The organism is uncultured Collinsella sp., assembly GCF_959026545.1.
GTDB lineage: Bacteria > Actinomycetota > Coriobacteriia > Coriobacteriales > Coriobacteriaceae > Collinsella.
The window spans coordinates 51,504-78,448 of record NZ_CAUFLV010000011.1 but is presented as its reverse complement, the minus strand read 5'-3'; the positions used below and the strand labels follow the sequence as shown (position 1 = coordinate 78,448).

The following is a 26,945-nucleotide window of genomic DNA, read 5'->3' as shown; positions in this document are numbered from 1 at the left end:
GGAGGCGGGCCTGATCCTCTCGTAGATTTGTTCAAGAAGGTGTTGCCACATCACACCTTCCTTTCCAGGGGCACGGGGCCCCGATCCGGGCTCGGGCCCCTGCGTTTCCTCTGGCCCGGCGCATATTCGTCGATCCACTCGCCGAGCAGCTGGCGGCTCTTGGGATAGCCGAGCGCCCTCGCCGTCCGTGCCAGGCTCCTGCCATGGCCGAGGTAATAGTCGACCGCGGCGCGCTTCATCGCGTCGGTGTATGTCGGGTCGGAGACGGACTTCCGGACAGGCACCACGCCGGTCCTCTCGTATTCCCTCCACCAGCCCCTGAGCGTCCCCCGGTTGGGATACCCCAGCTCGGCAATTGTGTCAGCATAGCTATGGTCGAACCTGATGAATGTCTCGAGGGCGCTCCTTCTCTGCTCCTCGCTGTATGCCATGCGATGGCCTCCTTGAACTCCTTTGGTCCAAGTTCTCCACCGCAGTCCCTTCTGCTCAAATCTACTTGACGAAACACAGGAATGGGCGTGGCGGAAAGTGCCTCGACAAGCGGAGCTGTCAGGCTGGAGGGTACGTCGTCCCACACGCGGCCGTAGGACTTGAACTCGGGATCGGTAACAGAGTAGATATGCATGTTCGCTCCTGTTCGTAAATGTGACTATATAAACATTCTAGAACATTAGCCGTCTTTTGATGGAGTCAATACCGCAAACAACACGCACCAGAGCCACATGGGCAAAAGGGCGGCGTGTATTTTACTTAGCCGAGATAGCCCTTAAGGAACTCAATGACACCCGAGCACCAGTGATCAGTTTCCGGCGCATGAGGTTTCATTAACGCATGTCCTCCTTCTGGATACACAATCTCCTCGTGGTGCACCCTAGCCGCATCCAGTGCGTCAACCATCTTTCCGAGATTGCCGGGCGATACGACATCATCGTCGGCGCATTGCCAAAGATATGTCGGCGGATACCGTTCCCACACATGTTGATCAATGCAGAAATCATCAATCGCATCGTGCCCAGCTCCACCGCACACCGAATCAAGAAATCTATGGTCTGACGCACATTCGGACTCATGAAGGTCAATCGGGGCGTAACACAGAACCAAAGCTTTTGGCGGCTCGCATCCGTAAGATGCAAACCCCTTGTTATCCGTCCCCCACTCGGCGGTCAAATGCGCGCCAGCGGAAAAACCGATAACCGCATATTTTTTGTCCACATTAAATCGCGTTGAATTCTCGAGGACAAAACGGACTGCGCGATTAAGGTCATCGATCGGACGCGGCATCAGCGGCTCGACCCTCACCCTGTATGACAACACAAACACGTTATAGCCCGCATCGTTGAGCTCGGGAGCAACGGGAAAACCTTCCATTTGGTGACAAACGCTCTGATAGCCCCCACCCGAAATCGCGATAACGAATGGCGCCCCCGGTCGCCCCGGAAAGAAAAACAGCTTTGTGTTGCGCCGGGTCGGATCGCGAATACAATCGGCTTCATCCCAAATATCGTATGCAACCTGCCTCCCGTCATCCGCAAGCTCAACAATCCGATTCAACCCGCGCAGAACACGAGTAACTTCATACGGATTAGTGTCGGAATTCAAATGGGCCGCGATGGGCTTATTCCACATGCGCTCCCAAGTTGAAGGTCGGCAAAGCATGAGATGCTCACCGAACCCAGCGAACTCAGGAAGAAGTGCGATTTCTCCAAATGTCATATCGGCAGTAATTGTCATAACCAGTCACTCCAAAAACGAGGTGGGCTCGCGCAGATCAATCGCAAGCCCACCATATGCAATCTGCCGCGGGGTTTTCAGCAGCTTACATTCCGAATAATTGTCTATTCCGCCGACGTGTCTGCATCAGGGCGATACATGATGTAGACGAGGACGAAGGTAAGAATAAAACCAACGACATTGCAAAGGATCGCACCAATAAGGCTGCTCATATCACCGGAAGGATTCATGTAGCCGGGGAAGCTGAAAATACCACTCGACGTCATAACGAACGTGCGGGTATTGAAGATAGCCGGGATAACAGCGCTAATTGCACCAGAAATCATGGAAGCGACGATGATCTTCTTGTGCTCCAAAACTATGCCGTACAGGGCAGGTTCTGTAATTCCGCACAGGCTCGTAATGGCACAGCTGAATCCAAGGCTCTTTTCGCTCGGATCCTTCGAGCGGAAAGCAAACGCCAAGCAAGCGCCGACGACACCCATGCTACCGCAAAGAAGTCCAAGGATAGGGTCGGAACCGACGGTCATAATATTGTTGATGGAGATCACAATGAGGGCCCAATGGAGTCCAAGAGGAATCATGACGAGGCCAAATATCGGTCCAAGAATAACGCCGCAAAGAATGGGGCTGAACTGATAGACCGCCAGTACGGCAGTCGCAAGCAAGGAGCTCGCCTGTTGGATAACCGGGCCAACCACAAGAAGCGAGATGGGGGCAGCAATAGCAACTGTCAGGAACGGAACGAGTGCAAATGCCAGAGCATCGGGAAGAACCGCACGCAGCCACTTATAAAGAACGGATGCGAACCAAGCCGCCACGATAGCGGGAAACACCGTCGAGGCATAGCTCACCATCGTGAACTTCATGCCGAACAAATCCAGCGCATCACCAGCTCCAGCTGCGGCAACAAAAGTCGGGTAAAGCAGGATTGCACCGAGCACCGCACCGATATATTGATCGATTCCAAAGAATTTGGCCGCAGACGATCCGACGAGAACGGGCAAGAAATACATGCTGGCGTTTCCCATGCCGTACAGCAGGGTATAAATTCCGCTCTCAGCGGAAACGACACCTGCCGTCGTCAGGATACTAAGGACGGCGTTTATCATTCCGCATGCAATCAAGGCGGGAAGAACGGGCATCATGATGCCGCTGATCAGCTTCATCAGCTTTCCCAGAAAACCTTTGGTCTCGCCTTCATCTGCCGCGGACTTCCCGGTGTCAACCCCGGTTTCCTTTGCAACGATTTCGTAGACCTTATCGACCTTGGGCCCCACAATCACTTGGTATTGCCCTGCTGAATGGCGAATATCGATCACACCATCGATTGCCTTGACTTTTGCATCATCTACGATGCTTTCGTCCTTAAGATTGAACCTTAAACGAGTCATGCAGTGGGCTACAAATGTAACGTTTTCTGCACCGCCCACCATCTCGAGAATCTCAGCAGCGAGCTTGGTTGTATCTGCCATAAATACCATTTCTCCCATGTTGTGTTTTATATGTAACCATCGGCAAAGCGCGCGCCTTCGCCGACCAATTACCTAGCTTTCGATGCGATTCGATTGATATGCATCATCAGATAGAGTCTTTCTTCGTCTATAAGTTCTTGGCCCGTCAGCCGGCTGAGAACAGAAGCGATGTCATCGGCGCACGCCGATGCCACCGAATATTCATCTTTGAGCGAGAGATACATCTTGCGGTTGTCGCTTACGATACTTTCGCCAGAGTTCAACCTATTGAATAGGTACTGAAGGTGGGTTGCGAACCTTGCATAATCGAAGCCCTCCCGATCAACTTGAATACCAAGCCGTCTTTCAACAGCAATAGTTGATTCTTCGAGAACGCGATCGTAAACGTCCGTGCCAAACTCTTCAGCCAGCTCACATGAATCCGAATCGGCCATGTTATTGATAAACGCCATGGCAATTCCAACTGTCTCATGAGCGGGAAGCCTAACATTGAGACGTTTCCTGATTATTCGAAGCGCGTACTCGCCGATTTTGAATTCGACGGGATATTGTTGGCGAACATCAAAAGACAAGGGCATATGGACAACAATGTTTTGCTCCTTGCGCTTAATTGCATACGCGATATGGTCCGCAAGAATAAACGGCAAATTAGGGCTTACTTCATAGGGAAGCAGTCCTGTCGACATATCAATAACATCCGAGGTCAGCTCGAGAAGTTCATCCGAGACTTCATCAATGAGAGCGATGTAGCGGGAACTAACGTTATAGAACGTTCGTTGAATCTCCGAGAGCGGTAATTCATCGCCAACGTCCTTAAACCCCAGGCCACGCCCGAATGCCACCAGCTGCCTGCCATTTCCGTCGATGCAGAGGACAGCGCTGGTGTTAATTCGTTTAGCGATTTCCATGTGTCCCCCTTAAACAAAACAAGGCTCCCGAAGCAGAATCCGACAATCAATGTCGACAGATGCTGCTTCAGGAGCCTTGCCTGAATATCACTCTGGTTGCCAGTTTAAGCGAAACACCGTAAATGACCTCGTGTAAACATTACTAAACAGTTAAACGGTCGATATCTCCATGTGAACGGTTTAGAAGCAGAAGGCAATCCTTACGCCTGCTGGTAGTGCAGGTGCTTCTCGTCGATATCGGCCAGGTCGCGGTCGAGGTAGCGGCGCGCGAGCCAGTTGGCCATGGGGAGGTTTTGATCCAGGTAGTTGCCACACTCCTCGGGAGCGGCGCCGGGGACATCGCCCTCAAAGCCGGCGACGAACTCAAAGAGCTCGCGCACGAGCGGCAGGATCTCCTCGCTCGTCACCTCGCCAAACACGACCAGGTAAAAGCCTGTGCGACAGCCCATGGGGCCAAAGTAGACGATACGGCTCGACCACTCGGCATGATTGCGCAGGAAGGTCGCACCAAGGTGCTCGATGGTATGGCACTCGGCCGTGTTCATGACCGGCTCTTTGTTGGGCGTGGTCAGGCGCAGGTCAAAGGTGGTGACGGCAGCACCGGTCGCCGGGTCGCGGTCGATGCGGCTCACGTATACGCCGGGCTCAAGCAGCAGATGGTCAACGGAAAAACTCGCGATGCGCTCCATGGCAGATCCTCTCGGTAGTCAATTTGGGACAGGGCTCTTTTAGCTGGTCGCAACAATCCCACCCATGATAGCAGTCAAAAAAGCCCCGTCCCAAATGACTACTTTGGGACGGGGCGCCGCGCAGCCGATAATATCGAGCGTTCAGCATCTAGTTTTCTAACCCGGCAGAGACTATAATCGCCACCGGGCCAATCGCAATAATCGCCACCAGACCAATCGATGGTCTGCACTTACAGCACTCGCAAACAAGTTGCAACGGCACCGTAGATATTGGCGTCGTTACCCAGCTGTGCCGGGACCACGTGCGGACGAGGCATATCTTTCAGAAAACCAGTGTAGTGCGCCATGACGTCATCCATCTTACGGTCGAGCGCCTCGAACAGCGCGGGATGGCAGCTGATGCCACCACCAATCGCGAAGACCGCCGGGTCGATAACGCACTGCAGATTCACAAGCACACGATCAAACAGCTCAGCATAGGCATCCAATCCGCGCTGCACGGCGGCGACTTCGGACGCGCCCCCGCGCTCCAATAGCTCGAAGATCCGTCGGCCATCGAGGGCCTCCAGTTCAGCTTCATCCGAAATGCCAAGTTCGACTGCCACGAGATTCTGCAGGCCGTGCCATCCGCTCGAAGTCGCGAATGTATCGCAATGATCAAGCGGTTCGTTTACGTTGTTGGACAGGAAGCTGAACTCGCCCGCGAAACCGCCCGCACCCATCAGCACCCGGCCGTCAACCACGATGCCTCCGCCGATGCCCGTACCGATTACCGCCACGCAACCCACGTCCACGCCGCGCAACGCACCGGCAGCGTACTCGCCAAGCGCACAGCTTTTGCCATCGTTGACAACGGTCACAGGCAACCCCAGTCGCTCGCGCAGCACTCGACCAAGCGGAAACCCGTCCATGTACGGCAGCGCACCACCGCGATGGATCGTCCCGTCTGGATCGGCCTCGTAACCGAAGATGCCACCCGGGGCCGAGATGCCCACACCTACAACCTGTTCGCGATACGGCTCTACGAGCGCCACGAGCGTGTCGACCAGCTGATCGGCCGAAACGAACGTCGTCGGAACCGAACCACGGTCACCAAACTCGTAGTTCCCACTCACAACCGCCCATTTGACGTTCGTTCCGCCGATATCAATTCCAAAAAGCTGCCTCATGGCCGCTCCCGTCTCGCTCAATGCGTCTACATGTTCGCAGGCTCTTCCATAAAGGCCATGAGCCTGCGGTTGAGCAGACGACCCCAAAACGTGCAGATGCCGCCCGACAGAAACACGGCGACTACGGTGCCGATACCGATACCCACCACAGCACCCGTACGCACAAGCCCGTAGGCCAGCGCGATGCACAGACAGGTACCGTCAAAGAGGTACTTCGCCTTGCCGAACTCGCAGTGAAGCGCCTGGGAGAGCGTCTGCACCATGCCGTCGGGTGCCACGGGGACGAGCCGCGCGGAGACGATCAGCGTCACGCCGAGCGTCGTGAACGACACGGCGAGAACCAGCATGATCAGGCCGTCGACGAGTCCTGTCGCGGTAAACGGGAACAGCCAGATATTCAGTACGTCGATAAGCGCACCGAACAGCAGGGTGACGGGTATCTGCATGAGGATCTTGACGTCCGGATATCGCACCATGCAAAGCTGGGCGACCACGAACACGCAGTACACCGCAAACGACGCCGTGCCGAGGCTCAGGCCCTCGATGGCGTACATCACGTACGGCACTGTGCTGACGGGCGCAACACCAAGCCCCGTGCGCGCATTCATTACAACGCCGCAACTCAGGAATAGAAGCCCGCATACGTAGACCATCATTCGACGCGCTAGATTCTGCCGCATCACATCGTCCTCTCGTTCGCATCTTCACCTATCGACCGAATAGTACTCCGTGACATCGCCCCAAGGCGTCACTCGTACGCAATCGCCACCTCAACGGCATGGTGCCAGCCGGCGACCTTCTCGGCGCGCTCCTCTGCCGCCATAGCGGAATCCCAGGTCGCACGCGGCGGCGTTGCCGAGGTGACCTCGGGGCCGTACATGCCCAGCGCGATACCGCAGCACCAGGCGGCGCCCAGGCCGCTCATCTCGTCGTTGCCGGCAGCCCGCAATGGGGTCTCCAGCAGGTCGGTGAGAAACTGCATGAGGTAGCCATCGCGCGTGGGACCACCGTCGACGCGCAGCTCAGACAAGGCAAGGCCCGAATCGCGACGCATGGCGTCGGCAACGTCGAAAATCTGGTAGGCGATGCTTTCATCTGCGGCGCGCACGAACTCGGCACGGCCCGTGGTGCGCGTCATACCGAAGACGGCGGCCTCGGCGTCGCTCGCCCAATGGGGCGCCCCAAGGCCGGTGAACGCCGGTACGAGGTACACATGGCTCGCCGGATTCGCAGCATAGCACAACTCCGTGACCTCGTCGGGCGTAGCCACGAGGCCCATGTCGTCGCGCAGCCAGGTCTTAACGGCACCTGCGTAGTTAATATTGCCCTCGAGCACGTAGGACGCCTCGCCGCTCATGCGCCACGCCAGCGAGCTCGACAGCCCGCAGCTACTCCGCACGAGCTCGGGACCCACGTTCATCATCACGGACGAACCGGTGCCGAGCGTCGCCTTTGCCATCCCGCGCGAGAGGCAGCCCTGGCCAAAGAGGGCAGCGTGGGAGTCGCCAAGCGCGCCGTGTATCGGCACGGGCGCGGGCAGGAAGCCCCCAAGGTCAGTTTCGCCAAAGCAGGCGTCGGAATCACGGACCTCGGGCAGGCAGGCAGCGTCGACACCGAACAGTGCGCAGACCTCGTCCGACCAGGCGAGTTTCTCCAGATCAAAGAGCTGCGTACGGCTTGCGTTCGAGTAGTCGCACGCGAATGTGCGGCCACCCGTAAGGGTCCAAACAACCCACGAGTCGATGGTGCCCAGACACAGGTCGCCCTGAGCGGCAAGCGCCGCGGCACCGGGAACATGCTCGAGAATCCAGGCCATCTTGGCCGCCGGATAATAGGGCGAAAGCGCCAGACCGGTCACACCGCGTACCAGCTCGGCGGCACCATCAGCAGATGCGACTGCCTCGCACACGCTGCGGGCGCGGGCGCACTGCCACACGATGGCGTCACACACGGGCTGGCCGGTTGCGCGGTCCCACGCCACGGTGGTCTCGCGCTGGTTGGAGATGCCGATACCGGCAATATCGGCCGGGTCGACCCCAGTCTCCTCCACCACAGCACGCGCCACGGCCAGCACGTTAGCCGCGATCTCGGCCGGATCATGGCTCACCCAGCCGGCCTCGTTGACGATCTGGCGGTGTGCGCGGTCGGCACGATGAATCAGATGGCCGCCCTCGTCCACCAGCAGCGCCTTGGTGCCCTGCGTGGACTGATCGATTCCGATGATGTAGCGGCCCATGGCCACCCCTTTCAAAATGAATGTGACAAAGGGACTGTCCCTTTGTCACATTCCAATTACTCTGCGGGCAGGAACTCGGCAACGGTCTTGGCAATGCCTTCGCCGGTAAGGCCGTAGTGCGCGAAGACCTCGGGCGGGGTGCCGGTGATGACCGGCGCGTCGGGCAGGCTCAGACACTTGACCGGACGCGGGCAATGCTCGCCCACGACCTGCGCGACCATGGAACCCAGGCCACCGAAGGGGCTGTGCTCCTCGACGGTCACGACGGCGCGCGTGGCACCGGCGGCCTCAATCACGGCCTCGGCGTCGAGCGGCTTCACACAGTACATGTCGAGCACCGTTGCCGAGATGCCCTGCTCGGCCAGCAGGTCGGCGGCGTCCACGGCGTGGCGGACCATCTCGCCGGTGGCGACGATCGTCACATCGGTGCCGCGGCGCACCCAGGTGGCGCGGTCCATCTGGAACGGGCACTCGTCCTCGGTATACACGTCCTCGACCGGGTTGCGACCCACGCGGATATAGGCCGGCTTGTTGTCGGCGACCAGGGCACGCACGAGCTCAGCGGTCTGGAAGCGGTCGCTCGGCAGATACACGCGCATGTTGGGGATCGCGCTCATGGCGGCGATATCCTGCGCGGAGTGATGGCTCATGCCCAAGGCGCCGTAGGACACGCCGCCCGAGATGCCGATGAGCTTGACATTGGTGTTGGAGTACGAGACGTCGACCTTGCACTGCTCATACGAACGCGTAGTCACAAAGGATGCGGGCGAGGCGGCCCAGGCCTTCTTGCCGCACGAAGCCATGCCAGCGGCGATGCTCACCAGGTCCTGTTCGGCAATGCCGACCTCAACGGACTGTTGGGGATACTGATCGAAGAACGGCGTGAGCGATGCGGAGCCGCGGGAGTCGGAGCACAGGACGACGATGTCCTTATCGGTCTCGGCGGCATCGAGCAGCGTATCGCAGATAACCTTGCGGTTGGCGATCTTGTTAGCCATTGATGGCCTCCTTATGGGCAGCGAAATCGGCGATGATCTGGGCATATTCCTCGTCGTTGGGCAGATGGTGATGCCAGCCGGCCTTGTCCTCCATGATGGGCGAGCCATAGCCCTTCACCGTGTTGAGGATGATGACCGTGGGCTTGCCCTTGGTCTCGGCCGCAAGCGTCAGCGCGACATCGATGGCCTGGACGTCGTTGCCCGGAATGGACAGCACGTTCCAGCCGAAGGCGGCCCAGCGCTCCTCCTGCGAGTCCTGCTTCATGACGTCCTCGGTGCTGCCGCTGATCTGCAGGCGGTTGCGGTCCACGAGCGCGCACAGGTTATCGAGCTGGTAGTTGCCGCCGCTCATGGCGCCCTCCCAGACCGAGCCCTCGGCAAGCTCGCCGTCGCCCATGATGGTGTAGACGCGGTAGTCGCGGCCGTCCATCTTGCCGGCGAGCGCCATGCCCACGGCCACGGGCAGGCCGTGACCCAGCGAGCCCGAGTTCATCTCGATGCCCTTGAGCTTGTTGTTGGGGTGACCGATGTAGGGGCTGCCGAACTTGGAGAAGCGGGCCTTGACGTCGTCGAGGTCAAGATAGCCCTCGTGGCAGAGCACCGCGTAGTAGGCTTCCATAGCGTGGCCCTTGGAGAGCACGAAGCGGTCGCGGTTGGGATCGTCGACGGTCTCGGGCGAAATGTTGAGGTGGTTGGCGTAGAGGGTCATGAGGGCGTCGATCACCGACATGTCGCCGCCGATGTGGCCGCCGGCGCCAGCCATGATGATATCGACGCAATCGCGGCGAAGGTCCCAACGCAGGGACTCAAGCTCTTCGATAGTTGCCATTTCTACTCTCCTCGCAGGTAGGCTTTAACGTCTTCTTCGATGGGGTCGTATAAATCGGGGGCAATGCCGATGTACTTGCACGCCTCGTAGAGCACCGGCACCACGTTGGCGTGAATAGCGACGCAGTGGTGGATGTAGGGACCCTCGACAATCTTGGCCTCGAGGCGCTTGAGGTTGTCGACCTCGACCCACAGGTAGGTGCCCATGCCGGCCGGGCCGTCGATGCCGCGGGCGTTGCCCAGCAGCAGCGAGTACTCGCCGTTGTCGCCGTCAAAGCGGGCAAGGGTGAGGTCGCCGTGTTTAGCCTCGGCCGTCAGCGCGCCGGGGTGATCGAAAGCCAGCGGGTAGGTGAGCTTGGGCTTGACGGCCGCGCAGCTGCAGGGCCAGGGGCCGCAATGCTGCAGCAGCTCGCCGTTCTCGTTATCGGGATGGCGCACGGTCCAGTCGGCGAACATGCCACGGTGACGGCCCAGGTCGGCAGCCTCGACCATCAGCGCAGTGATGGCGCCGTGGATATCGGTCTCGCATACGATAGGAATGCCCATCTCGTTGAGGATGGCGTTGGCGGCGCAGGGCATAATGCCCAGCTCGTCCTGCAGGGCGTTCCAGCACTGGATGGCGCCGGCGTTGCAGCCGTACTTCTCGACCAGGCGCTTCATAGCGATGGCGAGGCCTGCAACCGCGGGGACCTTGTCCTCGGGTATGCAGATCTCAAAGCTGTGGCGAATGTGGTCGAGCATGGCGGCCATGGTCTGCTCGTCGGCCTGAGCGGCGCGGACAGCCTGAACAAGTTCGGTCATGGGGATGGGCGAAAGCTGAATATTGAACTTCTCGAGCAGCTCGCCCTCGTTGCACATGGTGGACCAGAAGTCGAACGGACGGGTCGCCATCTGCAGGATGCGCGTGTGCTTGAAGGTCTTGACCACGTTGCACACGGCCAAAAAGTCCCAGACGCCGCGCTCGAACTCGGGGTCGGTCAGGCGGCAGTTGGTCATATAGGTAAAGGGAACCTGGAAGCGGCGCAGAACCTTGCCGGTGGCGAACAGGCCGCACTGGCTATCGCGCAGGCGGGTGCCATCGGGCTCGGGACGCTCGTCACGCGGGCCCCACAGCAGCACGGGCAGGCCGAGCTCGCGGGCAAGGCGGGCGCAAACGTACTCGGTGCCAAAGTTGGCGTGGCACAGCATGATGCCGTCGACGCCCTCGGCGCGGAACTTCTTGACGATAGGCTCAATATGGCTGTCGTCAAACAGCAGGCCCTCGTCGTTAATGTCGTCGATGTCTACAATGTCGACACCGATCTCGCGCAGGCGGTCAGCCGTCAGGCCGCGATACTTAAGCGCGTCCGGCGCGCTAAAGATGCTGCGGCGCGTGGGCACAAAACCGAGCTTGATCTTATTCATGTACGTCCTCCCCTAGTCGCATGTTCAGTAAACAGACTCATGTTTCGTTTTATTCTGTTTACTAAATGTTTTACTCTTTTGTTTATTAGTTTAGCGCGAAATACCTGTAAACGGTAGAGAAATCAGCCTAAACGGTATGTAAACGTTCTGAACATACAGGGGGAACAAAAAAAGAGGGCCCCAAAGGACCCTCTCTGTCCACGCAAGTATGTAAACGGAACCAATGCCGTCCATCGCCGCGAGAGCACCGCCCGCGGCGACAGCCCGGCAACAGGGCCAGCGGCTAAGCGCCCATCTTGCGATAGACGTCCACGAACTCCTTGGCCAGGATGCCAAAGCCCTCGGCACTCATCAGCTGATCCTCGGCATGGACGACCAAAAGATCGATGCTCAGGTCTTCGCCGGCGGCAGTCTGCTGGACAAGGCCACCGTGAGCAGCGTGGCCCCCGGCATAGTGCTGCTGGCCTTCCGCGATCTTTGCCTCGGCCTCTTCGAACTTGCCATCACGAGCTAGATGAATCGCATCGATATAGCAGCTGCGCGCGCAACCGACACCTGCAATGATCTGAAAACTCTGAAGTTGAATCTCTTCTGACGTCATACTTACAGCCCCATCAGTTCTTTTGCCTGGGCCAGAGCCTTGACGCCGTCCATCATGCCGTAGGTGGTCATGGGGATTACGCCGACCGGAACCTCGGGGCATGCGACGCAGACCTCATCCTTGGCATAGCCAACCTGCGGCCCAAGCAGAATGCAGTCGGCATTGCGGCCAATGGCGGCAGCCTCATTGACGGCGTGAGCGGAGACCTCGCACTCCAGGCCCTCGGCGTCGGCGGCCTTCTTGATGTTCTTCATGATGATGCTCGTGGACATGCCGCCGGCGCACATTAGAACGATGTTTTTCATTGCAGTTCCTTTCCTGTAACCCCTCACAGGGACTTATATGTTTCGGCGATCAACGCGATCGGCCGAACCTTCGAACTTGTGGACAATGACCTACTCGGCAGAAGCCTTTGCAGCAGCTTCCTCGGCCAGTGCCTCCTTATCGGCCATCTTGACGAACGGGATAAACAGCAGTCCGACCAGCAGGATTGCGGCGAGGACGATTGCGACCAGGCCAATGCCGCCCGTAAAGAAGTTGCTGATGGGCAGCGGCACGACAAACGGCATGGAAATGGTCGGGTTAAATGCATTGCCCAGACCGAGCATCAGGCCGACGGCGGCAGCAATGCAGGCCACGGGCTTGAGCAGGATGTAGGGGATGAACATATAAGGGTTCATGGCAATGGGCGTACCGAAGATGATGGGCTCGGAGATGTTGAAGAGTGCGGGCACCAGGGCAATCTTGGAGAGGGCCTTGTAGCGCTCGGACTTGGCCGTGAGCAGCGCAAGCTCCATGCCAAGGGCGTCAACAGAACCGACAGAGAACATGATGATGAACGACAGGTACGGCAGTGGCTGGCCGGCAACGAATGCCTCGGTGTTGGCAAGAGCGCAGGCCTGGATAACCGGCATGTACACGCCCATCAGGACGCTGGGGTGGATACCAAAGAAGAACAGCAGGTTGCACAGCGTAAAGTAAATGACAACGGCCCAGGGGCTGGAGCCCAGGAACATAACGGGAGTGGCAATGGTGCTGTTGATGAGGTTAAAGACATCGCCGAAGCTCGTCATGCCCATGCCCCACTTAACCAGAGCAGCCGTGGTGAAGATGACGATGGCGCAGAACATCGGAGACAGCGAATCGGTAACGAACTGAGGGACGGAATCGGGCATGGGGATGGCGATATGCTTCATAAGGAAGTTAAGCGCCTTCGGCACGATCAACGCCACGAGCAGCGCAACGAACAGACCCGAGCTGCCCAGATAACGGGTCACGATAAACGTCGAGCCGTCCTCGGCATGGCCAAGAGGAATCAGCAGGAGCAAAACGCCAATAGCCGCAACCGTCGACGTAAGGCCTTTGTTCCCGAGCACCTTGCCGTAGGAGTACGAGACCGAGGCGCACATGTAGATGGCGCCGAGGTTCATGGTAACGACCAGTACGTCGGTAATCGTCGCCGACATGCCGGTGCTGGCAAGGAACGCCTGCAGCGGCGGGATCGGCAGCCCGTTGATAATGGAGAGCAGCGCCACGCCCAGCGTAACGGGCATGGTCGCCATCATGCCGGACATAAGGCCCTTTACGACCTTAAAGCTACTCACTTTTTGGGCAATGGGGCCCACATGCTTCTCGAGGAAGCCCTGCATCGAATCGAGAACGCTCATTTTGTGTTCACTGATCCTCTCTAAACGATTCATCTAGCTGTCAAACGGGAAATTGCGGCCGACTCTTTCCCGCCTATGACCAATGGAAATATGGTTACGCCTTGAGCTCGAGGACGAGGAGCCAATCCCCAACCCCGGGTTTGTCAGGCAGAATGATGCTGCCCGTGACGGCAAGGGCGTCCTCGCCGTCACGGTATGCGCCCGTGCGAGGGTTAAACCATCGGCTTGCATAGGCAGCGCCCGTCGGCACACCCTCGATAGCAAGCTTTTGGCGCACGGTATCGCCAAAGTACGCGACGATGCGCGAAAGGTCCTGGTTGGCGGTTGCCAGCGGAGCCTTGTTGGCAAACAGGTTGCCCGCATCGGTCGTTTCGTAGGGAGCGAGCTCCCAGAAGTGATTGTCTTCGTAGAAGGAACGCATGTAGCCCATCTGCACCGCACCTTCTCCGTCTACCGCCTGGGCCCACGTAATGCCAAAGCGGTTGAAGATCGCCATAAAGGGGTCGAGCTCCTCAGGGCTTTCCCACACGTTGTCCCAGATTCCCTGGGCTCCGTAGGTATAGCCGGCGCCGCCGGCCTGCATGCAGATATACGCCACGCGGCGCAGCATGTCTGCGGTGCACAGGCGCGTACCCATCTCCTCGAGCGTCGAGCAAAACTCGTAGAGCGCCTCGCCCTCAACGAAGGGCTTGTCGTCATGAGCTGCCAGATAGTCAAAGTAGTCGCTTGTCTTGATGAGGTAATCGCCGTGACCGGCCTGGTTGAGCGTAAAGTCCATCCAGGGTTCATCCTGGTAGTAATCGGCAAAGGGGCGCTCGTTGGTATAGTGCGCCGTCGCCAGATGACCATAGCCGTCGCGTGCCTCAATCTCCAAGGCGACCTCACGCCAGCCGTCAAGCATGGCGGCTCGACCTTCTTTGCGGTATCCGGCAACCTCGCCGGCAAGCGTCCACACCATCGGATATGCACCGTAGCGCGCCACCAGGTAGCGGGCGAGGTGCTTTTGGTGTTCCACGGCATGCTCGCCGAGAATGGCAAACGCCCACGCTTGCCCAAGCGCATTCACTAAGCCCGCATCGGCGATATAGGCCATGCGGCGGTCGAGCTCCCGCTGGTAGAAGGCCACATTAGGCACATCTTCCACGCCCTTGGCCATGCCACCGTCAATCCAATAGCGATCTCCTGCGCCCATGTCAGAGCGCAGGTTGGTCTGATAGACGGTAAAGCCCTGCTCGGCACGCAGGTCGACCATGCCGCGAAATTGGCTCGTCATGCCGGGGTGGTTCGACGCATCCCAGCTCTCGCGGTAGGCAAACTCCCAATGGGTATCGCCCAGCCAAAAGAACGGCGTACCATCTGAATAGGCAAACAGGTGCGGATTGTCTGCAACGCGGATAAAACCATGGCGATACAAATCGAGGTCGCCCGCGTACGGCACGGCCTCGACACGGCCCATGCAGCCATTAAGACCGGTCTGCTCGGGAGCCTCGATAACATAGTTCCAGACACCCAGCTCGGTCGGGGCAAACGACACGCAGTAGGTACGCCCACCATCCCAGTAGGCCTCGCGGCGAATTACCCTGCCACTCGAGCCGGTGAACTCCGCCCAAATCTCAACGTCTAAAAACGGGTTATCGAACGAACAGGCGCTCTCAAACGTCAGAACAACCGGTCGCCAAATCTCGGCAACGGCATCTTGATTCAACGTCATATCCATTGCAGACCCCTCTCCGGTCTTAGTCTTGCTAGTTCAGTCCTCGCTCACGGGCGGATGCCATGGCAAAATCAACGATCGCCTGGGCATCCTCGGCACAAATAAAGCCTTGTGACACCCCGATCGCTGTATCGCGCTCACATAGAGCGCGATAGTTTTCGAGCGACCCGTACAGCTCTTTGAGCATCGATGCCGAGAACGACTCCATGTGGCCAAACAGCCCGTCCTTATCGCTCGTCTTATCGACCGTGCCCTGCCCCGGCTCCACCAAGCTCGTGTTGGAGTAGCGGGCAAACGGATGCTCGAGCAGGCAGGTGCGAAGTCCGCCCTTGGTATTTCCCAGGGCATCCTTTACGTTCTCGCCGTTCGCGTCCAGCTCAATGCGTGGACAGATTGCCGGAGCTGCACCCGTACGGACCCAGCGGAACAGGTTACGGAATGCAGCATGGAACAGATACTGCGACGGATAGGCGTTTGCTTCGGCATGCTTACCGACATACACCGGCAGATGGTCGATACGCTTAAGATCCTCGTCGTCTTGGTAATAGTCGACGTAACTCCACTGCGTATCGTGGGAAGCACCCGTCACCTCGTACAGCCGGTACTTAAAATCGGGATCGTCGCTATCGGGCATAAGCGTGCGCCAACTCTCAAAGCGACCGTTCTCGCTTTCGGTCTGAAGGGCGATAAACGGCTCCTCGACGTGCTCCACACGCAGTAGATGGTGTGCGTATTCCCGGCTGCATTCATACTGGTTGACGGGAATGCACATCGAATGGATGCCACCGCCAGACAGGTATCCGTCAAACACGCGGCCGTCACGGCGCACATCCTCGCGATAGGCAAAACTGTTAAGGTAGCGGAGCAGGTAGGCGCCGGACTGAGACCATCCTGTAAGGCAAATTGCCTGGCGAGGATAGTCGCGGATCGGGTTAAGGTCGGAGTCTACGCGCAAGAGCCACGCAAGATCGGTCAGCATGTCCCAAAACAGGCCAGTCTCGTAAGAGATGTCCATGTCGGGAAGCGCGCCGTCGCGTACGAGCTGTTCCGGATCAAAGTCAAAGGGCCACTCGGGAGTTGGGTTTGCCCAGCTCATGAAGGCATAGCGATTGGGATTGAATTCCTTGAGCTTGGCGATGGTATTGGGCTTGCTGGTAATGCCCACATAGATATCGCCAGAGCGCACAAACTCGCCGTGGCCCAAAATCCACATGCGCTCGATTTCCATAAACGATGTGGGATTGATGATCTCAACGACCACATTGCCACTCGCTTGCGCCGGATCTTTCGGAGCACGAACAACGATCCGATTGGAATAAGGGGCGTCGGCAGTCATGACCTCCACGCCGCCGTCTTCGTCGGCGGTGCGATACACGTTGGCGGTACCGTCAACGCGATACTCGCGCTCGACGTAATCCTTTGTGCTCAGATGACAGTAGCGTTCGGCGCTCGAAAACGGATAGCTCTGATCCGTAATGGGCATTTCGGAAATAACGCTGATCATCTCGTCCCCCTTGCTGTTGCGTTTGTTGAAACAAACTCTACTGGGGATGCTACTTAACTTCTATTGATTCTTAAGTTGACTTACTAACTATTTAGCTTAATGAACAGCCGAGTGTTAAGCTCGTTTTAAGTTAACAACCGTTAGGAACCACCATGGCCGTTACTGCAAAACAAATTGCTGATCAGCTGGGAATCTCGGCAGCGGCCGTCTCCCTTGCACTTAACAATCGACGCGGCGTAAGCGAAAAAACACGGCAGCTGGTGCTCAGCACCGCTGAAGCCCTAGGTTACGACTTTAGCAAGATTAAGTTCGAGCGACAAAGAAGCGGAACCGTTGCCTTGGTTGCCTTTAACCGGCGCCGCATCTTTGCGACCCCCTTCTTCGCCGACATGCTCGCCGGAGTCGAGGGCGCCCTTAGGCATGCGGGATTCTCGTTTTCGCTGGTGAACTACTCGCCATTCGAAAACATTCACCAACAGATCGCCGACATCGCCGAGGCACGATATGACGGCGTCATCATCCTCGCAACCGAGATGTACGAGTCGGATTTTTTGCCGTTTGCATCGCTGGACTGCCCTCTGCTGCTGCTGGACTCATGCATGAGCGTTGGGGTCGACACGGTCAGGATCGACAACGCTGCCAGCATGACACTTGCCGTACAGTACCTGTATTCGAAGTATGGATCGGTCCCCGGCCTGTTAACGACGCCCATTACCTTGGACAACTTCGCCGAACGACGTTTCGCCTACGAGCACGCCATCGGTCAGCTAGCCGGGTCGGAAAAATGCGGCATCATCCACGAGCTCGCCGTCGATCCAAACGAGGCCTACTCGGGCATGCTCGACATTATTGATTCGGGCGAGCCCCTTGCCCAAAGCTACGTCGCCGTCTTTGACGATATGGCTATTGGAGCCATGAAAGCCTTCATCGAGCGCGGCTATCGCGTGCCCGAAGACGTACGCATCGTCGGCTTCGACAACAACATCGGCGGCACCTACGTTCAGCCGCAGCTGACCACGCTCAACGTTCCTTCGCAGTATATGGGCATCATCGCCGCACGACGCCTCGTCGAGATCATCGACGAGGCCGAGCATCACCCGCTCAAGATCGAGCTGGGGCCATCGCTCATCAAGCGCCGTTCTGCCTAGATTTCGCGCACGCTTTGGCGCTCGACAAAATAGGTCGATACGGCCGTCTTGCAGGTATAGCTCTTGGGATTGCGGATGTTGCCCACCAGACGGCGCACCGCGATCTCGCCCACCTCGTGTTTGGGAACATGCACCGTGGTGAGCGGCGGGTTGGAGAAGGCGCCCAGAGATAGGTCGTCAAAGCCGATGATCGAGACATCCTCGGGCACGCGAATGCCGTGCTCGTTGAGCGCGCGCATGGCACCCACAGCGAGCACGTCGTTCTCGGCAAAGAAAGCCGTTGGCAAATCCTCACGCGAGGAATTGTCGAGCCACGCGCCCATATCGCGATAAGCGCCCTCGAGCGTAGTGCCCAGCGTGACGCGCCATGCCGGATTGGCCTCGAGGCCCGCATCCTCAAGCGCTTGGCGATAGCCGCGCTCGCGGTCCTTAAAGTTGCGGATGCGAAGGTCGCCCGCCAGATAGCCGATTTGCTTGTGACCTTTCTCGATAAGGTAGTCCACGGCGCGCAGTACCGAATCGGTGTTGGCAATGACCACGGCATCAAAGTATTGACGATCGCTCCAGCCGTCGAGCACAATCAGGTGAGCGGCAGCGTTGGCAAACAAGGCGTAGTCTTCCTCACCCAGCTCAGTACCCATCAGCACGATAGCAGCGGACGGATCGGCGATCAGGCCCTCGACCTGCGGACGTACGGCGTCAAGATCGCTAAAGTCGAGCGAGACAAAGCTCGTGCTCATGCCGTGGCGACGCGCCTGGCGCTCCACGCCCTCAATAACCGCGGGGTGAAAGGTGCTCTCGTCCAGGATGGCGCCCGTCTTGCGCGCGAGCACAAACTGGATGCTCTCGAGCCGCGTCGACTGCTGATAGCCGAGCGACTGCGCGCACTCCAGGATGACCTTGGCGGTCTCCTCGCTCACGCTGCGCTTTCCGTTGAGCGCGTTGGAAACCGTCGCCGGGGAGAACCCCGTCGCACGGCTGATCTCTCGAACGCTGACCTTGGCCATGAATCGCTCCTAAACAACTAAACAAGTGTTTTGCTAAATGTTTTGCTATATGTATAGATACCGCAAAATGCTGGGGGCAGTGTCGAGTATTCCGTAAACGGTCAGGTTGAACACGCGTCGGCACCTGTTCCAGATCCTCAACCGACACCTGCAGATCGATATCGTGGCTCCGCCGACGGCGGAACATATCATTGACACGTTTTGATATCCTCATTTGATACCATCCAACCATCTCCGCACAGGGGGGCGTCATGGACATCAAGCGACGCATGGAGCTGGCGGAGGGCTTCACGCCCGCCGAGCAGCAGCTCGCCGGCACCGTGCTGGCGCTCGGCGGCAGGCTGCACGGCCTCACCATCAAGGAGCTCGCCCGCGCGGCGCATGTCTCGATTCCCAGCGTGCATCGCTTCTGCAAAAAACTCGGACTCGAGGGGTTCAAGGAACTCAAAGTCGAGGTGGCGCGTGCCGAGGAGCAGCAGAGGCACTCGGGCGACGTCGACATCAACTTCCCCTTCAATGCAGGCGAGAGCGCCGATGCGGTCCTCACGAGCATGGCGCAGGTCTACGAGACGACCCTCGCCGACACGCGCGAGGTGCTCGACGGCGTCGAGCTCGATCGGGCCGCGGGCCTTCTCGAGCGCGCGGCGTCGATCGACATCTTCACGCAGTCGCATAACCTCTACCCAGCCCATATGTTCTGCGACCGCCTGCTCTCCATCGGGCGCACCGCCACCTGTTTCGAGAGCATAGAGTCTCAGACGCGGGTCGCCCTCGCCGCGGACCCGACGCACGCGGCGCTCGTCATCTCATATTCGGGGTTAGGGCCCAATCTCGCCACGATCCTGCCGATCCTGCAGGAACGCGGAGTCCCCACGGTCTTCGTCGGAACGCGGCGCGGGGGGCAAATCAACCCGGGCCTCAACGTGTACCTACACGTGAGCGACAAGGAGAGCCTGCAGAACCGCATCACCCAGTTCGCCAGCCATATTGCCGTGCAATATGTGCTCGACTCGCTTTTTTGCTGCCTCTTCGCGCAGGACTACGGCGCGAGCTTCGAATTCCTGGAACGGGCACTTCCCGCAACGGCCCTTCCCGCCCTCCGCGGCACCGAGCTCAGCCCCAGCGAATACGCCAGCGTGATGCTCAATCGCCTGCGATAGTATCTACCTGCTATTTTACAATTTCATGAGCGAGTTTTCACCGACGAACGGACATGCGGCGCTCGCGCAACCACTCGCCCAGCTCCTCCACGTGGTCCCACGAGGCATCCTTCACTACATCAATCACCGCAGAGGAAATCGTAACCGTGATGAGCGAAAACGCGATCTTGACAACCGGGATGTACGTAAGCGAGAGCGCGAGCACCGTGAGGTCGGTGAACAGGTAGCAACGGCCCACACGCCAACCGGTGACCTTGGAGATGGAGAGCGCCAGCGCATCGTCGCCGCCAGCCGAAGCGCCTTGACGAATCACGAGCCCCACGCCCACGCCCACGAACAGGGCGCCAAGCACTGCAGCGGCAAGCGGCTGATTCGAAAGATCGGGCAGCATGTGGGGAAGGCTCTCCCAGAGCTTGTAGAATCCGGCAACCGAAACCGTCGCCACGGCGGACCAGCCCAAAAAGCCACCACCCAGAACCTTGAACGCCACTAGGTACGACAGGCCGTCAAGCACCGGCGTAACGACCGAGGGCGGGATGCCAAACCAATGGTCGAAGCACAGGACGAGGCCGATGATACCACCCTCGGTGATACCCGTGACATTATGGATGTTGTGCACGCCAAAACTCACGATGGCGGACCCGAGCAAGATGACGAGCACCCTCTTGGCGAATTCACGTGGGCTCAAGCCGGCGATGCGCACGCTCGGACTGTCGCCCTCCGTTGTGGCGTCTTCGCTATTGATCGTTGTCACGTTCTGGTGCTGCGTATTCTCGCGCGGCATGGATATCACGTCTCCCAAGTGATCTCGTGCATATCCAGCCTAGCTGAGGATTACGGCGGCGGCAAGCCGAGCACGCGGGGCGTCGTTACTCGTTCACGCCGTCTCCAAAAGCACCTTCATAAGTGGGCGGCTATCCTTCCGCGAGCTCCTCCTCTGCCGCGCGCTCGCTCTTCACCAGTTGGGCAAGCTCCCGACGGCGCACCACCAGAATCGCGAGTGGAACCACAGCGACCAGCATGCCCGCAGCTATGAGCGTCCCCTGCACGCCGAACATGTGCGCGAGGCTCGGGGCGCACAGCAGCGGAATCGCGCCTGCCATGTTGTACCCGGAGCCCATAGCGGCATTGACGCGGCCAATGCGGTCGAGCGGCGTATGCACCTGCACAAGGGTGTCCTTAATGGGGCCGAATGCCGAGAACGCGATACCGAGTATGAATTGCCCAACGCACGCGATAAGTACGAAGGGCGTGGCAACGTACAGCAGGCTACCGAGCCCCGTGATGCACAGAACCACGAGCAGGGCCCGCACGTTGATGAGGCGCGGGGGCATAACGCCCGCAAGCGCGGCACCTATAAGACCGCCCACGCCCGACAGAGCGGACAGCCAGCCCATCCACTCGGCACCCACGTTGAGCACATCACGGTAAAACAGGGACTCGAGCGGGTCGAATGCCCCGTATCCCATGAAGGAAAGAAGCGTTGCCCAGAACAGCAAGGTGAGTACGCTGCTGCCAAAGATGACGGAGAAGCCCGCGGAGATGTTGCCGCGCGAAGCCGAGTCGCCGGCGGGCGCCCCGTCCGTCGACGAGAAGGCCGCCTCCCCCATGCCGTCGGCGCCCCCATCGAGCTCACCAGGCTGCCTCAAAGCCTCGATCCCCCATCCGGGAATGAGCGCAAGCGCCGAGCAGGCCACCATAAACAAAAATACCGCCTGCGTGGGAGCCACGAGCGAGATTGCCCCGCCCACAAGCGGTCCCACCACGATGGCGATGTTGCCCGTGAGGGTCACGAGTGCGTTGATGCGCTTGAGCTCGTCCAGGTCATCCGTGAGATAGGCGGGGTACGAGCGCGGGATGGCCTCCGACATGCCCCACGCGAAGCCGAAAACAGCCGCCCCAATGTAGACGCCCATGATGCTCGTGCCCACCACCTGGTAGAGCAGACCGCTCGCGACGAGACCCGCCACGGCGATGCGCAGGTAGAAGTGCGGTCCCATGCGGTCCAGCAAGCCACCTCCGCGAATCTGGCCGAACACGATGCATAAGTTGAGCAAGCCGACCGCGATGGCGTTGTCCCCCACACCGGCACCCATGGCGAACGTGAGGGTTCCCATCACGCCGATGAAATAGCTCGACATCGCGCCGAGATAGAGCAACAAGCGCGCCCAGATGAACCGGCGAACCTGCTGCGTGAGCTCCGGCGTTGAATAGGTAAACCGGTCGCAAAGGCCGGAGAAATGTCCCTTTTCCATATCGTCCCATCTCCTGTGCTTTAGCACTCCAGTGTAGCAAAGTACCCCAACCGGCTTACCGGCCCCCTCCCGAAACGCATGCGAACCATCGTGGTTCCCCTCGGTGACGTGGGGTACCATGAAATCATCTACCCTTCACCGGCATGCCGCCGGACCATCCCGAAAGGCGCCCGCGTGCCCCGCGAACTTCACGACGGCTTCGGCCGAGGCATCAACTACCTGCGCATCTCCGTCACGGACAAGTGCAACTTCCGCTGCGTGTACTGCATGCCCGAGGAGGGCGTCGCGATGCGCGCGCACGATGAGCTGCTCTCCGCCGAGGAGATCGCTCATTTCGTGCGGCTCGTCGCTCCCGAGGGCATCACGCGTGTGCGGCTCACCGGGGGCGAACCGCTCGTCTCGCACCGCATCGTGCCCCTCATCGAGGAAATTCGCGCCATCGATGGCATCGAGGACATCTCCCTCACCACCAACGGCGCCCTGCTCCCTCGTCTTGCGCCGGCACTTCGCGAAGCCGGGCTTGACCGCGTGAACATCTCGCTCGACACCCTGAACGCTGACCGCTTCACCCAGATCACGCGCCTGGGCCGCGTCGAACAGGCGCTCGCCGGCATCGATGCCGCCCTCGAATACGGCTTCGAGCCGGTCAAGGTCAACACCGTCGTGGTCAGGCGTATGGACCAGGATGTGCTCGAGCTCGCTAAGCTGTCGCTCGAGCGCCCCGTGCACGTGCGCTTCATCGAGTACATGCCCATTGGCTCCTCAGCCACCTCGCCTTGCCCCTCAATCGTCGGTCGCCGCACCCAAGGCGTGCTCCCTCCTCGTTCGGGGCAATCCGAGGCACCTGAGGAGCCAATGTGGTCGAGTTCAGCCACCTCGCCTTGCCCCTCAATCGTCGGTCGCCGCACCCAAGGCGTGCTCCCTCCTCGTTCGGGGCAATCCGAGGCACCTGAGGAGCCAATGTGGTCGAGTTCAGCTACCTCGCCCCACTGCGGGGCCGGGACTTCGGGCTGCTCCGGGAGCACCCTCAACCCCGAACTGTGGGACGCAAGCGACGTCGTGCCCTCAGATGAGCTGCGCGAGCTCATCTCGAGCCAGGCGCGTGCGATGGGTATCGGAGCCCTCGCTCCCGTGGACGAAAGCGCACCGTACGGAGCCGGTCCCGCACGATACTGGGCCTTCCCCAACGCCGCGGGCACCGTGGGCTTCATCTCCGCCATGTCCAACCACTTCTGCAGCGCCTGCAACCGCCTGCGCCTTACCGCCGACGGTCAGCTAAGGCCCTGCCTCTTCTCCGACGCCGAGTACAACGTACGTGACGCCCTACGCACCGGCGACGACGAAGCGGTTGTTGCCCTGTATCGCACCGCGATTGCCCATAAACCCCAGCAACATGACCACATTGATGGAACCCAGCGCTTCATGTCGCAGATTGGAGGCTGATCTCCGTGACCGCCCGAACCCCCGATAAGCCCGAGCGCCCAAAGACCTTGGGCAGAGCCGTACACGAGAAGTACCCCGCCGCCGTGGTTGAGCCGCGCGATGCCTACCGCGATGAGCTCACACACGTGGACGAGCACGGGGATGTGCGCATGGTCGACGTGGGCGAAAAGGCGGTCACCCAGCGCCTCGCCATCGCAGAGGGCTCCATCCTCATGCACCCCGAGACGCAGGCGATGGTCCTCGAGGACCGCGCCAAGAAGGGCGACGTCCTCGCCTGCGCGCGCATCGCCGGCATCATGGCGAGCAAGCGCACGAGTGACATCATCCCCATGTGTCACCCGCTCAACCTCACCAAGGCGAAGGTCGAGATAGCGCCCATCACCGCGCCGGGCACAAAGCTCGCGAGCGGCTGGGCACCAGAGCGCGAGGACGGTCGCGTGGGCTTTCGCGTGCGCGCGACCTGCGGCGTGACGGGCGTCACGGGCATCGAAATGGAGGCCCTTACCGCCGCCTCGGCCGCCTGCCTCACCATCTACGACATGTGCAAGGCCGTCGACCGCGGCATGGAAATCGTCGACGTACGCCTGCTCCACAAAGAGGGCGGGCGTTCCGGCCTGTGGGAACGCGACGGTGCGAAAGACATGGCAGGCACCGATGACGCTACGGCCATCGCCGACTCCACCCATGCCGCAAACGCGGCCCTCCACCCCATCTCCCCCGCACCCGAGGACCTCGATCCCTCGCCGCTGCCCGGCGGACCGCGCACAGGGGCGGCGGCGCCGGCCATCGCCTTTGTGGGCTACCAAAACGCCGGAAAGACGACGCTCGTCGAGAAGGTCATTAGCCGACTCACCCAGCGCGGCCTGCGCGTGGGATCCATCAAACACCACGGCCACAAGGGCTTCGACATCGACCAGCCCGGCAAGGATTCGTGGCGTCACGCTCAGGCGGGCAGCCGCCATGTGGGCCTTGTCTCGCCCGGCGCCTACGCCGAATACGCGCGGATCGACGGCGAGGTTCCCGTGCGCGACCTGATTGCGCACTACACCGATGTGGACATCGTGATCGTGGAGGGCTACAAGACGGCGGGGTTGCCGAGCATAGCCGTGGCGCGCAGCGGCATCGACCGCATGCGTGGACGCGACTCGTTTGAGCTCATCGACGAGAACACGCTTGCCGTGGCCTGCAACGATGTGGTGGCACGCGACTTCCGCACACGAGCAGCAAAGGCCGCCCGCGCCGCCGCCGAGGAGGAGGGGCGCGCTTTCAACGAATCCGACGTCACGCTGCCGCCTTTCCTCGACATCAACGACTCTGCCGCTATCGCAAGTTTTGTATACGACCACCTGCAAAATCTAAAGTAGCCGTCCAGCTCGTTGGCGCCCTGCAGGCCCCGGGCGACCGTTCGGGGTCTGTTCGTTTGCCGCAAAATCGCTGGCGTTCACCTTTGCGCTGCTAGAATAGGCCGCGATACACACTCGCTTGCCCGATTGGAGACGCATGACACCCACCATCGCCATCATCGGCGCGCTGGAAAAGGAAGTGCGCCAGATTTATACCGCCGTAGAAAAGGGCACCGTCGTCGACGAAGCCGGGCTGCATATCGTGGGCGGCGAGTATCACGGCTTCACAGTGGTTGCCACCACCGCCGGCATGGGTACGGTTAACGCCGCCGCAGCGGCGCAACATCTCATCAGCGCCTACCATGCCAATGCCATCATCTTTTCCGGTATCGCTGGCGGCCTCAACCCCCAGCTGCATATCGGCGACGTCGTCATCGGCGAGCACCTGCGTTACCTCGACACCGACACGGCCCTCATCGCCGAATCCGCTCCCGAACTCGAGGAATTTACCAGCACCGATTTCCTCATCGACCTCGCCGAAGAAACGCTACGCGCCCACGGCTACATCGACGCCTCCCTCACTGGCAATGCGGCCGCCGGCCCCGAGACCCTTGCCGCCGCGCGAGCCGATGCCGATGCCACGTTGTTCCGTCGCAACAACGCAGGCACCGAGCCGCAGCAGTACCTGCGCGGCACCATCGCCACGGGCGACCGCTTCGTGAGCGGATGCGAAGCAAAGGCCGCCGCCATCGCCGCCACGCAGGGCGACTGCGTCGAGATGGAGGGTGCCGCCATCGCGCACATCGCCGCCAAGAACGGGATTGACTGCCTGGTGTTGCGCGCGATTTCAGACAGCTGCGATGAGAGCTACGATGCCTTGTCCTCCCGCGAGTTCGACCTCGAGGAATATGCCGCAAGCGCAAGTTCCCTCGTCCTGTCCATCGTCCGTCGCCTAGCGGTTAAGCTGGGTGTCGAGCCCCGCGACTAGCACGAAAGGCTGCCCTATGGCCGAAGCCATCAACTACAACAAAGTCCACTTCGTCGCCAGTTATGGCAAGGCGTCGCAGATTCCACCGTCAACCTGCCCCGAAGTCAGCTTTGTGGGCCGTTCCAACGTGGGCAAGTCCTCAATCATGAACAAGCTGTTCAACCGTCGAAGCCTGGTAAAGGTTTCCTCCACCCCCGGCAAGACGGCCAATGTCAACTTCTTCGAAGCCGATGGCGTGCACTTCGTCGACCTACCCGGCTACGGCTTCGCACAGCGAAGCAAGGCCGAGCGCGACCGCTGGGCTCGTCTCATCGGCGACTTCTTCGACTCCGAACGCAGCTTCAATCTGGTTGTCTCCCTCGTTGACATCCGCCACGACCCGAGCAAGCTCGACTTTGAGATGATCAACTTCCTGCGTGAGAACGGCTTCAACTTCATTGTCTGCCTCACCAAGGCGGACAAACTCTCCAAGTCGCAGCAGGGCAAGCAAGCGGCCTCCATCCGCAAGCAGCTCGGCATCCCCGCCGATCGGCTCATCGTCACAAGCAGTGAATCTGGCTTGGGCATCGATCGCCTCAAGCAAGCCATCGTCGATTTCTGCCTCGACAACGAAAACGATGGGGCCGCGGATTCGGACGCCCTCAACGAAGCCTAGCGCCATCGAGTAGCCATCTTTT

General features: G+C 59.8%; 25 protein-coding genes. 6 read left to right on the top strand and 19 right to left on the bottom strand.

Going from position 1 to position 26,945, the window contains the following annotated elements; genetic code table 11:
- Positions 1-50: 50 nt before the first annotated feature.
- The 16 genes from Q5Q88_RS06585 to Q5Q88_RS06510 all read right to left on the bottom strand — a co-directional run bounded on the left by Q5Q88_RS06585 (position 51) and on the right by Q5Q88_RS06510 (position 16,924).
- Entirely contained in the window at positions 51-431 is a 381-nt protein-coding gene (locus tag Q5Q88_RS06585) for a hypothetical protein (RefSeq protein WP_118654464.1), read from the bottom strand.
- 319 nt (positions 432-750) lie between these two features.
- The gene (locus Q5Q88_RS06580) at positions 751-1,731 is read right to left on the bottom strand and encodes an alpha/beta hydrolase (protein WP_302742419.1); all 981 of its coding nucleotides are present in this window, start codon (positions 1,729-1,731) and stop codon (positions 751-753) included.
- A 104-nt stretch (positions 1,732-1,835) separates the two neighbouring features.
- Entirely contained in the window at positions 1,836-3,206 is a 1,371-nt protein-coding gene (locus Q5Q88_RS06575) for a PTS transporter subunit EIIC (protein ID WP_158554644.1), read from the bottom strand.
- 68 nt (positions 3,207-3,274) lie between these two features.
- The gene (locus Q5Q88_RS06570) at positions 3,275-4,114 is read right to left on the bottom strand and encodes a PRD domain-containing protein (protein WP_302742417.1); all 840 of its coding nucleotides are present in this window, start codon (positions 4,112-4,114) and stop codon (positions 3,275-3,277) included.
- 200 nt (positions 4,115-4,314) lie between these two features.
- Positions 4,315-4,803 carry an S-ribosylhomocysteine lyase gene (locus tag Q5Q88_RS06565; protein WP_117770240.1) on the bottom strand — a complete coding sequence of 163 codons (489 nt, stop codon included), beginning with the start codon at positions 4,801-4,803 and terminating at the stop codon, positions 4,315-4,317.
- Positions 4,804-5,033: 230 nt separating this feature from the next.
- Entirely contained in the window at positions 5,034-5,972 is a 939-nt protein-coding gene (locus Q5Q88_RS06560) for an ROK family protein (protein ID WP_276675023.1), read from the bottom strand.
- A gap of 26 nt (positions 5,973-5,998) precedes the next feature.
- Entirely contained in the window at positions 5,999-6,625 is a 627-nt protein-coding gene (locus Q5Q88_RS06555) for a YitT family protein (RefSeq protein ID WP_302742426.1), read from the bottom strand.
- A 95-nt stretch (positions 6,626-6,720) separates the two neighbouring features.
- Positions 6,721-8,208, bottom strand: a complete 1,488-nt coding sequence (locus tag Q5Q88_RS06550; protein ID WP_276675020.1) for a glycerol kinase GlpK — start codon at positions 8,206-8,208, stop codon at positions 6,721-6,723.
- 56 nt (positions 8,209-8,264) lie between these two features.
- The gene (locus tag Q5Q88_RS06545) at positions 8,265-9,206 is read right to left on the bottom strand and encodes a transketolase family protein (protein ID WP_302742413.1); all 942 of its coding nucleotides are present in this window, start codon (positions 9,204-9,206) and stop codon (positions 8,265-8,267) included.
- The gene (locus Q5Q88_RS06540) at positions 9,199-10,035 is read right to left on the bottom strand and encodes a transketolase (protein ID WP_276675015.1); all 837 of its coding nucleotides are present in this window, start codon (positions 10,033-10,035) and stop codon (positions 9,199-9,201) included. Before Q5Q88_RS06540 ends, Q5Q88_RS06545 begins: the two co-directional genes overlap by 8 nt.
- Positions 10,036-10,037: 2 nt before the next feature.
- On the bottom strand, positions 10,038-11,438 hold the full coding sequence (locus Q5Q88_RS06535; protein WP_276675012.1) for an L-fucose/L-arabinose isomerase family protein: 1,401 nt from the start codon (positions 11,436-11,438) through the stop codon (positions 10,038-10,040).
- A gap of 283 nt (positions 11,439-11,721) precedes the next feature.
- Entirely contained in the window at positions 11,722-12,039 is a 318-nt protein-coding gene (locus Q5Q88_RS06530; protein WP_302742409.1) for a PTS lactose/cellobiose transporter subunit IIA, read from the bottom strand.
- Between the two features lie 2 nt (positions 12,040-12,041).
- Complete coding sequence (locus Q5Q88_RS06525; RefSeq protein ID WP_302742407.1) at positions 12,042-12,344, bottom strand: PTS sugar transporter subunit IIB; 303 nt, start codon at positions 12,342-12,344, stop codon at positions 12,042-12,044.
- 90 nt (positions 12,345-12,434) lie between these two features.
- Positions 12,435-13,706: a PTS sugar transporter subunit IIC gene (locus tag Q5Q88_RS06520; protein WP_302742402.1), complete on the bottom strand. Its 1,272-nt coding sequence runs from the start codon at positions 13,704-13,706 to the stop codon at positions 12,435-12,437.
- A 94-nt stretch (positions 13,707-13,800) separates the two neighbouring features.
- A complete protein-coding gene (locus Q5Q88_RS06515) occupies positions 13,801-15,423 on the bottom strand; it encodes a DUF4038 domain-containing protein (protein WP_294121682.1) in 1,623 nt (540 codons plus the stop codon).
- A gap of 28 nt (positions 15,424-15,451) precedes the next feature.
- A complete protein-coding gene (locus tag Q5Q88_RS06510; RefSeq protein ID WP_302742400.1) occupies positions 15,452-16,924 on the bottom strand; it encodes an alpha/beta hydrolase domain-containing protein in 1,473 nt (490 codons plus the stop codon).
- A gap of 152 nt (positions 16,925-17,076) precedes the next feature.
- On the opposite strand from Q5Q88_RS06510, the gene Q5Q88_RS06505 reads away from it, so the two are divergent.
- On the top strand, positions 17,077-18,072 hold the full coding sequence (locus Q5Q88_RS06505) for a LacI family DNA-binding transcriptional regulator (RefSeq protein ID WP_302742398.1): 996 nt from the start codon (positions 17,077-17,079) through the stop codon (positions 18,070-18,072).
- Here the strand turns inward: Q5Q88_RS06505 and Q5Q88_RS06500 are convergent.
- Positions 18,069-19,079: a LacI family DNA-binding transcriptional regulator gene (locus Q5Q88_RS06500; protein ID WP_302742396.1), complete on the bottom strand. Its 1,011-nt coding sequence runs from the start codon at positions 19,077-19,079 to the stop codon at positions 18,069-18,071. The genes Q5Q88_RS06505 and Q5Q88_RS06500 overlap by 4 nt on opposite strands.
- A 251-nt stretch (positions 19,080-19,330) precedes the next feature.
- Between Q5Q88_RS06500 and Q5Q88_RS06495 the strand changes: the two genes are divergently transcribed.
- Complete coding sequence (locus Q5Q88_RS06495) at positions 19,331-20,239, top strand: MurR/RpiR family transcriptional regulator (RefSeq protein WP_302742395.1); 909 nt, start codon at positions 19,331-19,333, stop codon at positions 20,237-20,239.
- Positions 20,240-20,276: 37 nt separating this feature from the next.
- On the opposite strand, the gene Q5Q88_RS06490 is transcribed toward Q5Q88_RS06495, so the two are convergent.
- Positions 20,277-21,023 carry a YitT family protein gene (locus Q5Q88_RS06490; RefSeq protein WP_294121673.1) on the bottom strand — a complete coding sequence of 249 codons (747 nt, stop codon included), beginning with the start codon at positions 21,021-21,023 and terminating at the stop codon, positions 20,277-20,279.
- A gap of 130 nt (positions 21,024-21,153) precedes the next feature.
- Positions 21,154-22,494, bottom strand: coding sequence for an MFS transporter (locus Q5Q88_RS06485; protein WP_302742393.1), 1,341 nt, complete (start codon positions 22,492-22,494; stop codon positions 21,154-21,156).
- 174 nt (positions 22,495-22,668) lie between these two features.
- Here Q5Q88_RS06485 and Q5Q88_RS06480 point away from each other — a divergent pair, with 174 nt between their 5' ends.
- From Q5Q88_RS06480 to yihA, 4 genes are all read left to right on the top strand, one after another.
- Positions 22,669-23,937 carry a GTP 3',8-cyclase MoaA gene (locus Q5Q88_RS06480; protein WP_302742391.1) on the top strand — a complete coding sequence of 423 codons (1,269 nt, stop codon included), beginning with the start codon at positions 22,669-22,671 and terminating at the stop codon, positions 23,935-23,937.
- Positions 23,938-23,942: 5 nt separating this feature from the next.
- A complete protein-coding gene (gene moaC, locus Q5Q88_RS06475) occupies positions 23,943-25,301 on the top strand; it encodes a cyclic pyranopterin monophosphate synthase MoaC (RefSeq protein ID WP_302742390.1) in 1,359 nt (452 codons plus the stop codon).
- A gap of 136 nt (positions 25,302-25,437) precedes the next feature.
- The gene (locus Q5Q88_RS06470; protein WP_302742388.1) at positions 25,438-26,268 is read left to right on the top strand and encodes a 5'-methylthioadenosine/S-adenosylhomocysteine nucleosidase; all 831 of its coding nucleotides are present in this window, start codon (positions 25,438-25,440) and stop codon (positions 26,266-26,268) included.
- Positions 26,269-26,284: 16 nt separating this feature from the next.
- The gene (yihA, locus tag Q5Q88_RS06465; protein ID WP_294121660.1) at positions 26,285-26,923 is read left to right on the top strand and encodes a ribosome biogenesis GTP-binding protein YihA/YsxC; all 639 of its coding nucleotides are present in this window, start codon (positions 26,285-26,287) and stop codon (positions 26,921-26,923) included.
- The last annotated feature ends 22 nt before the right edge of the window (positions 26,924-26,945 follow it).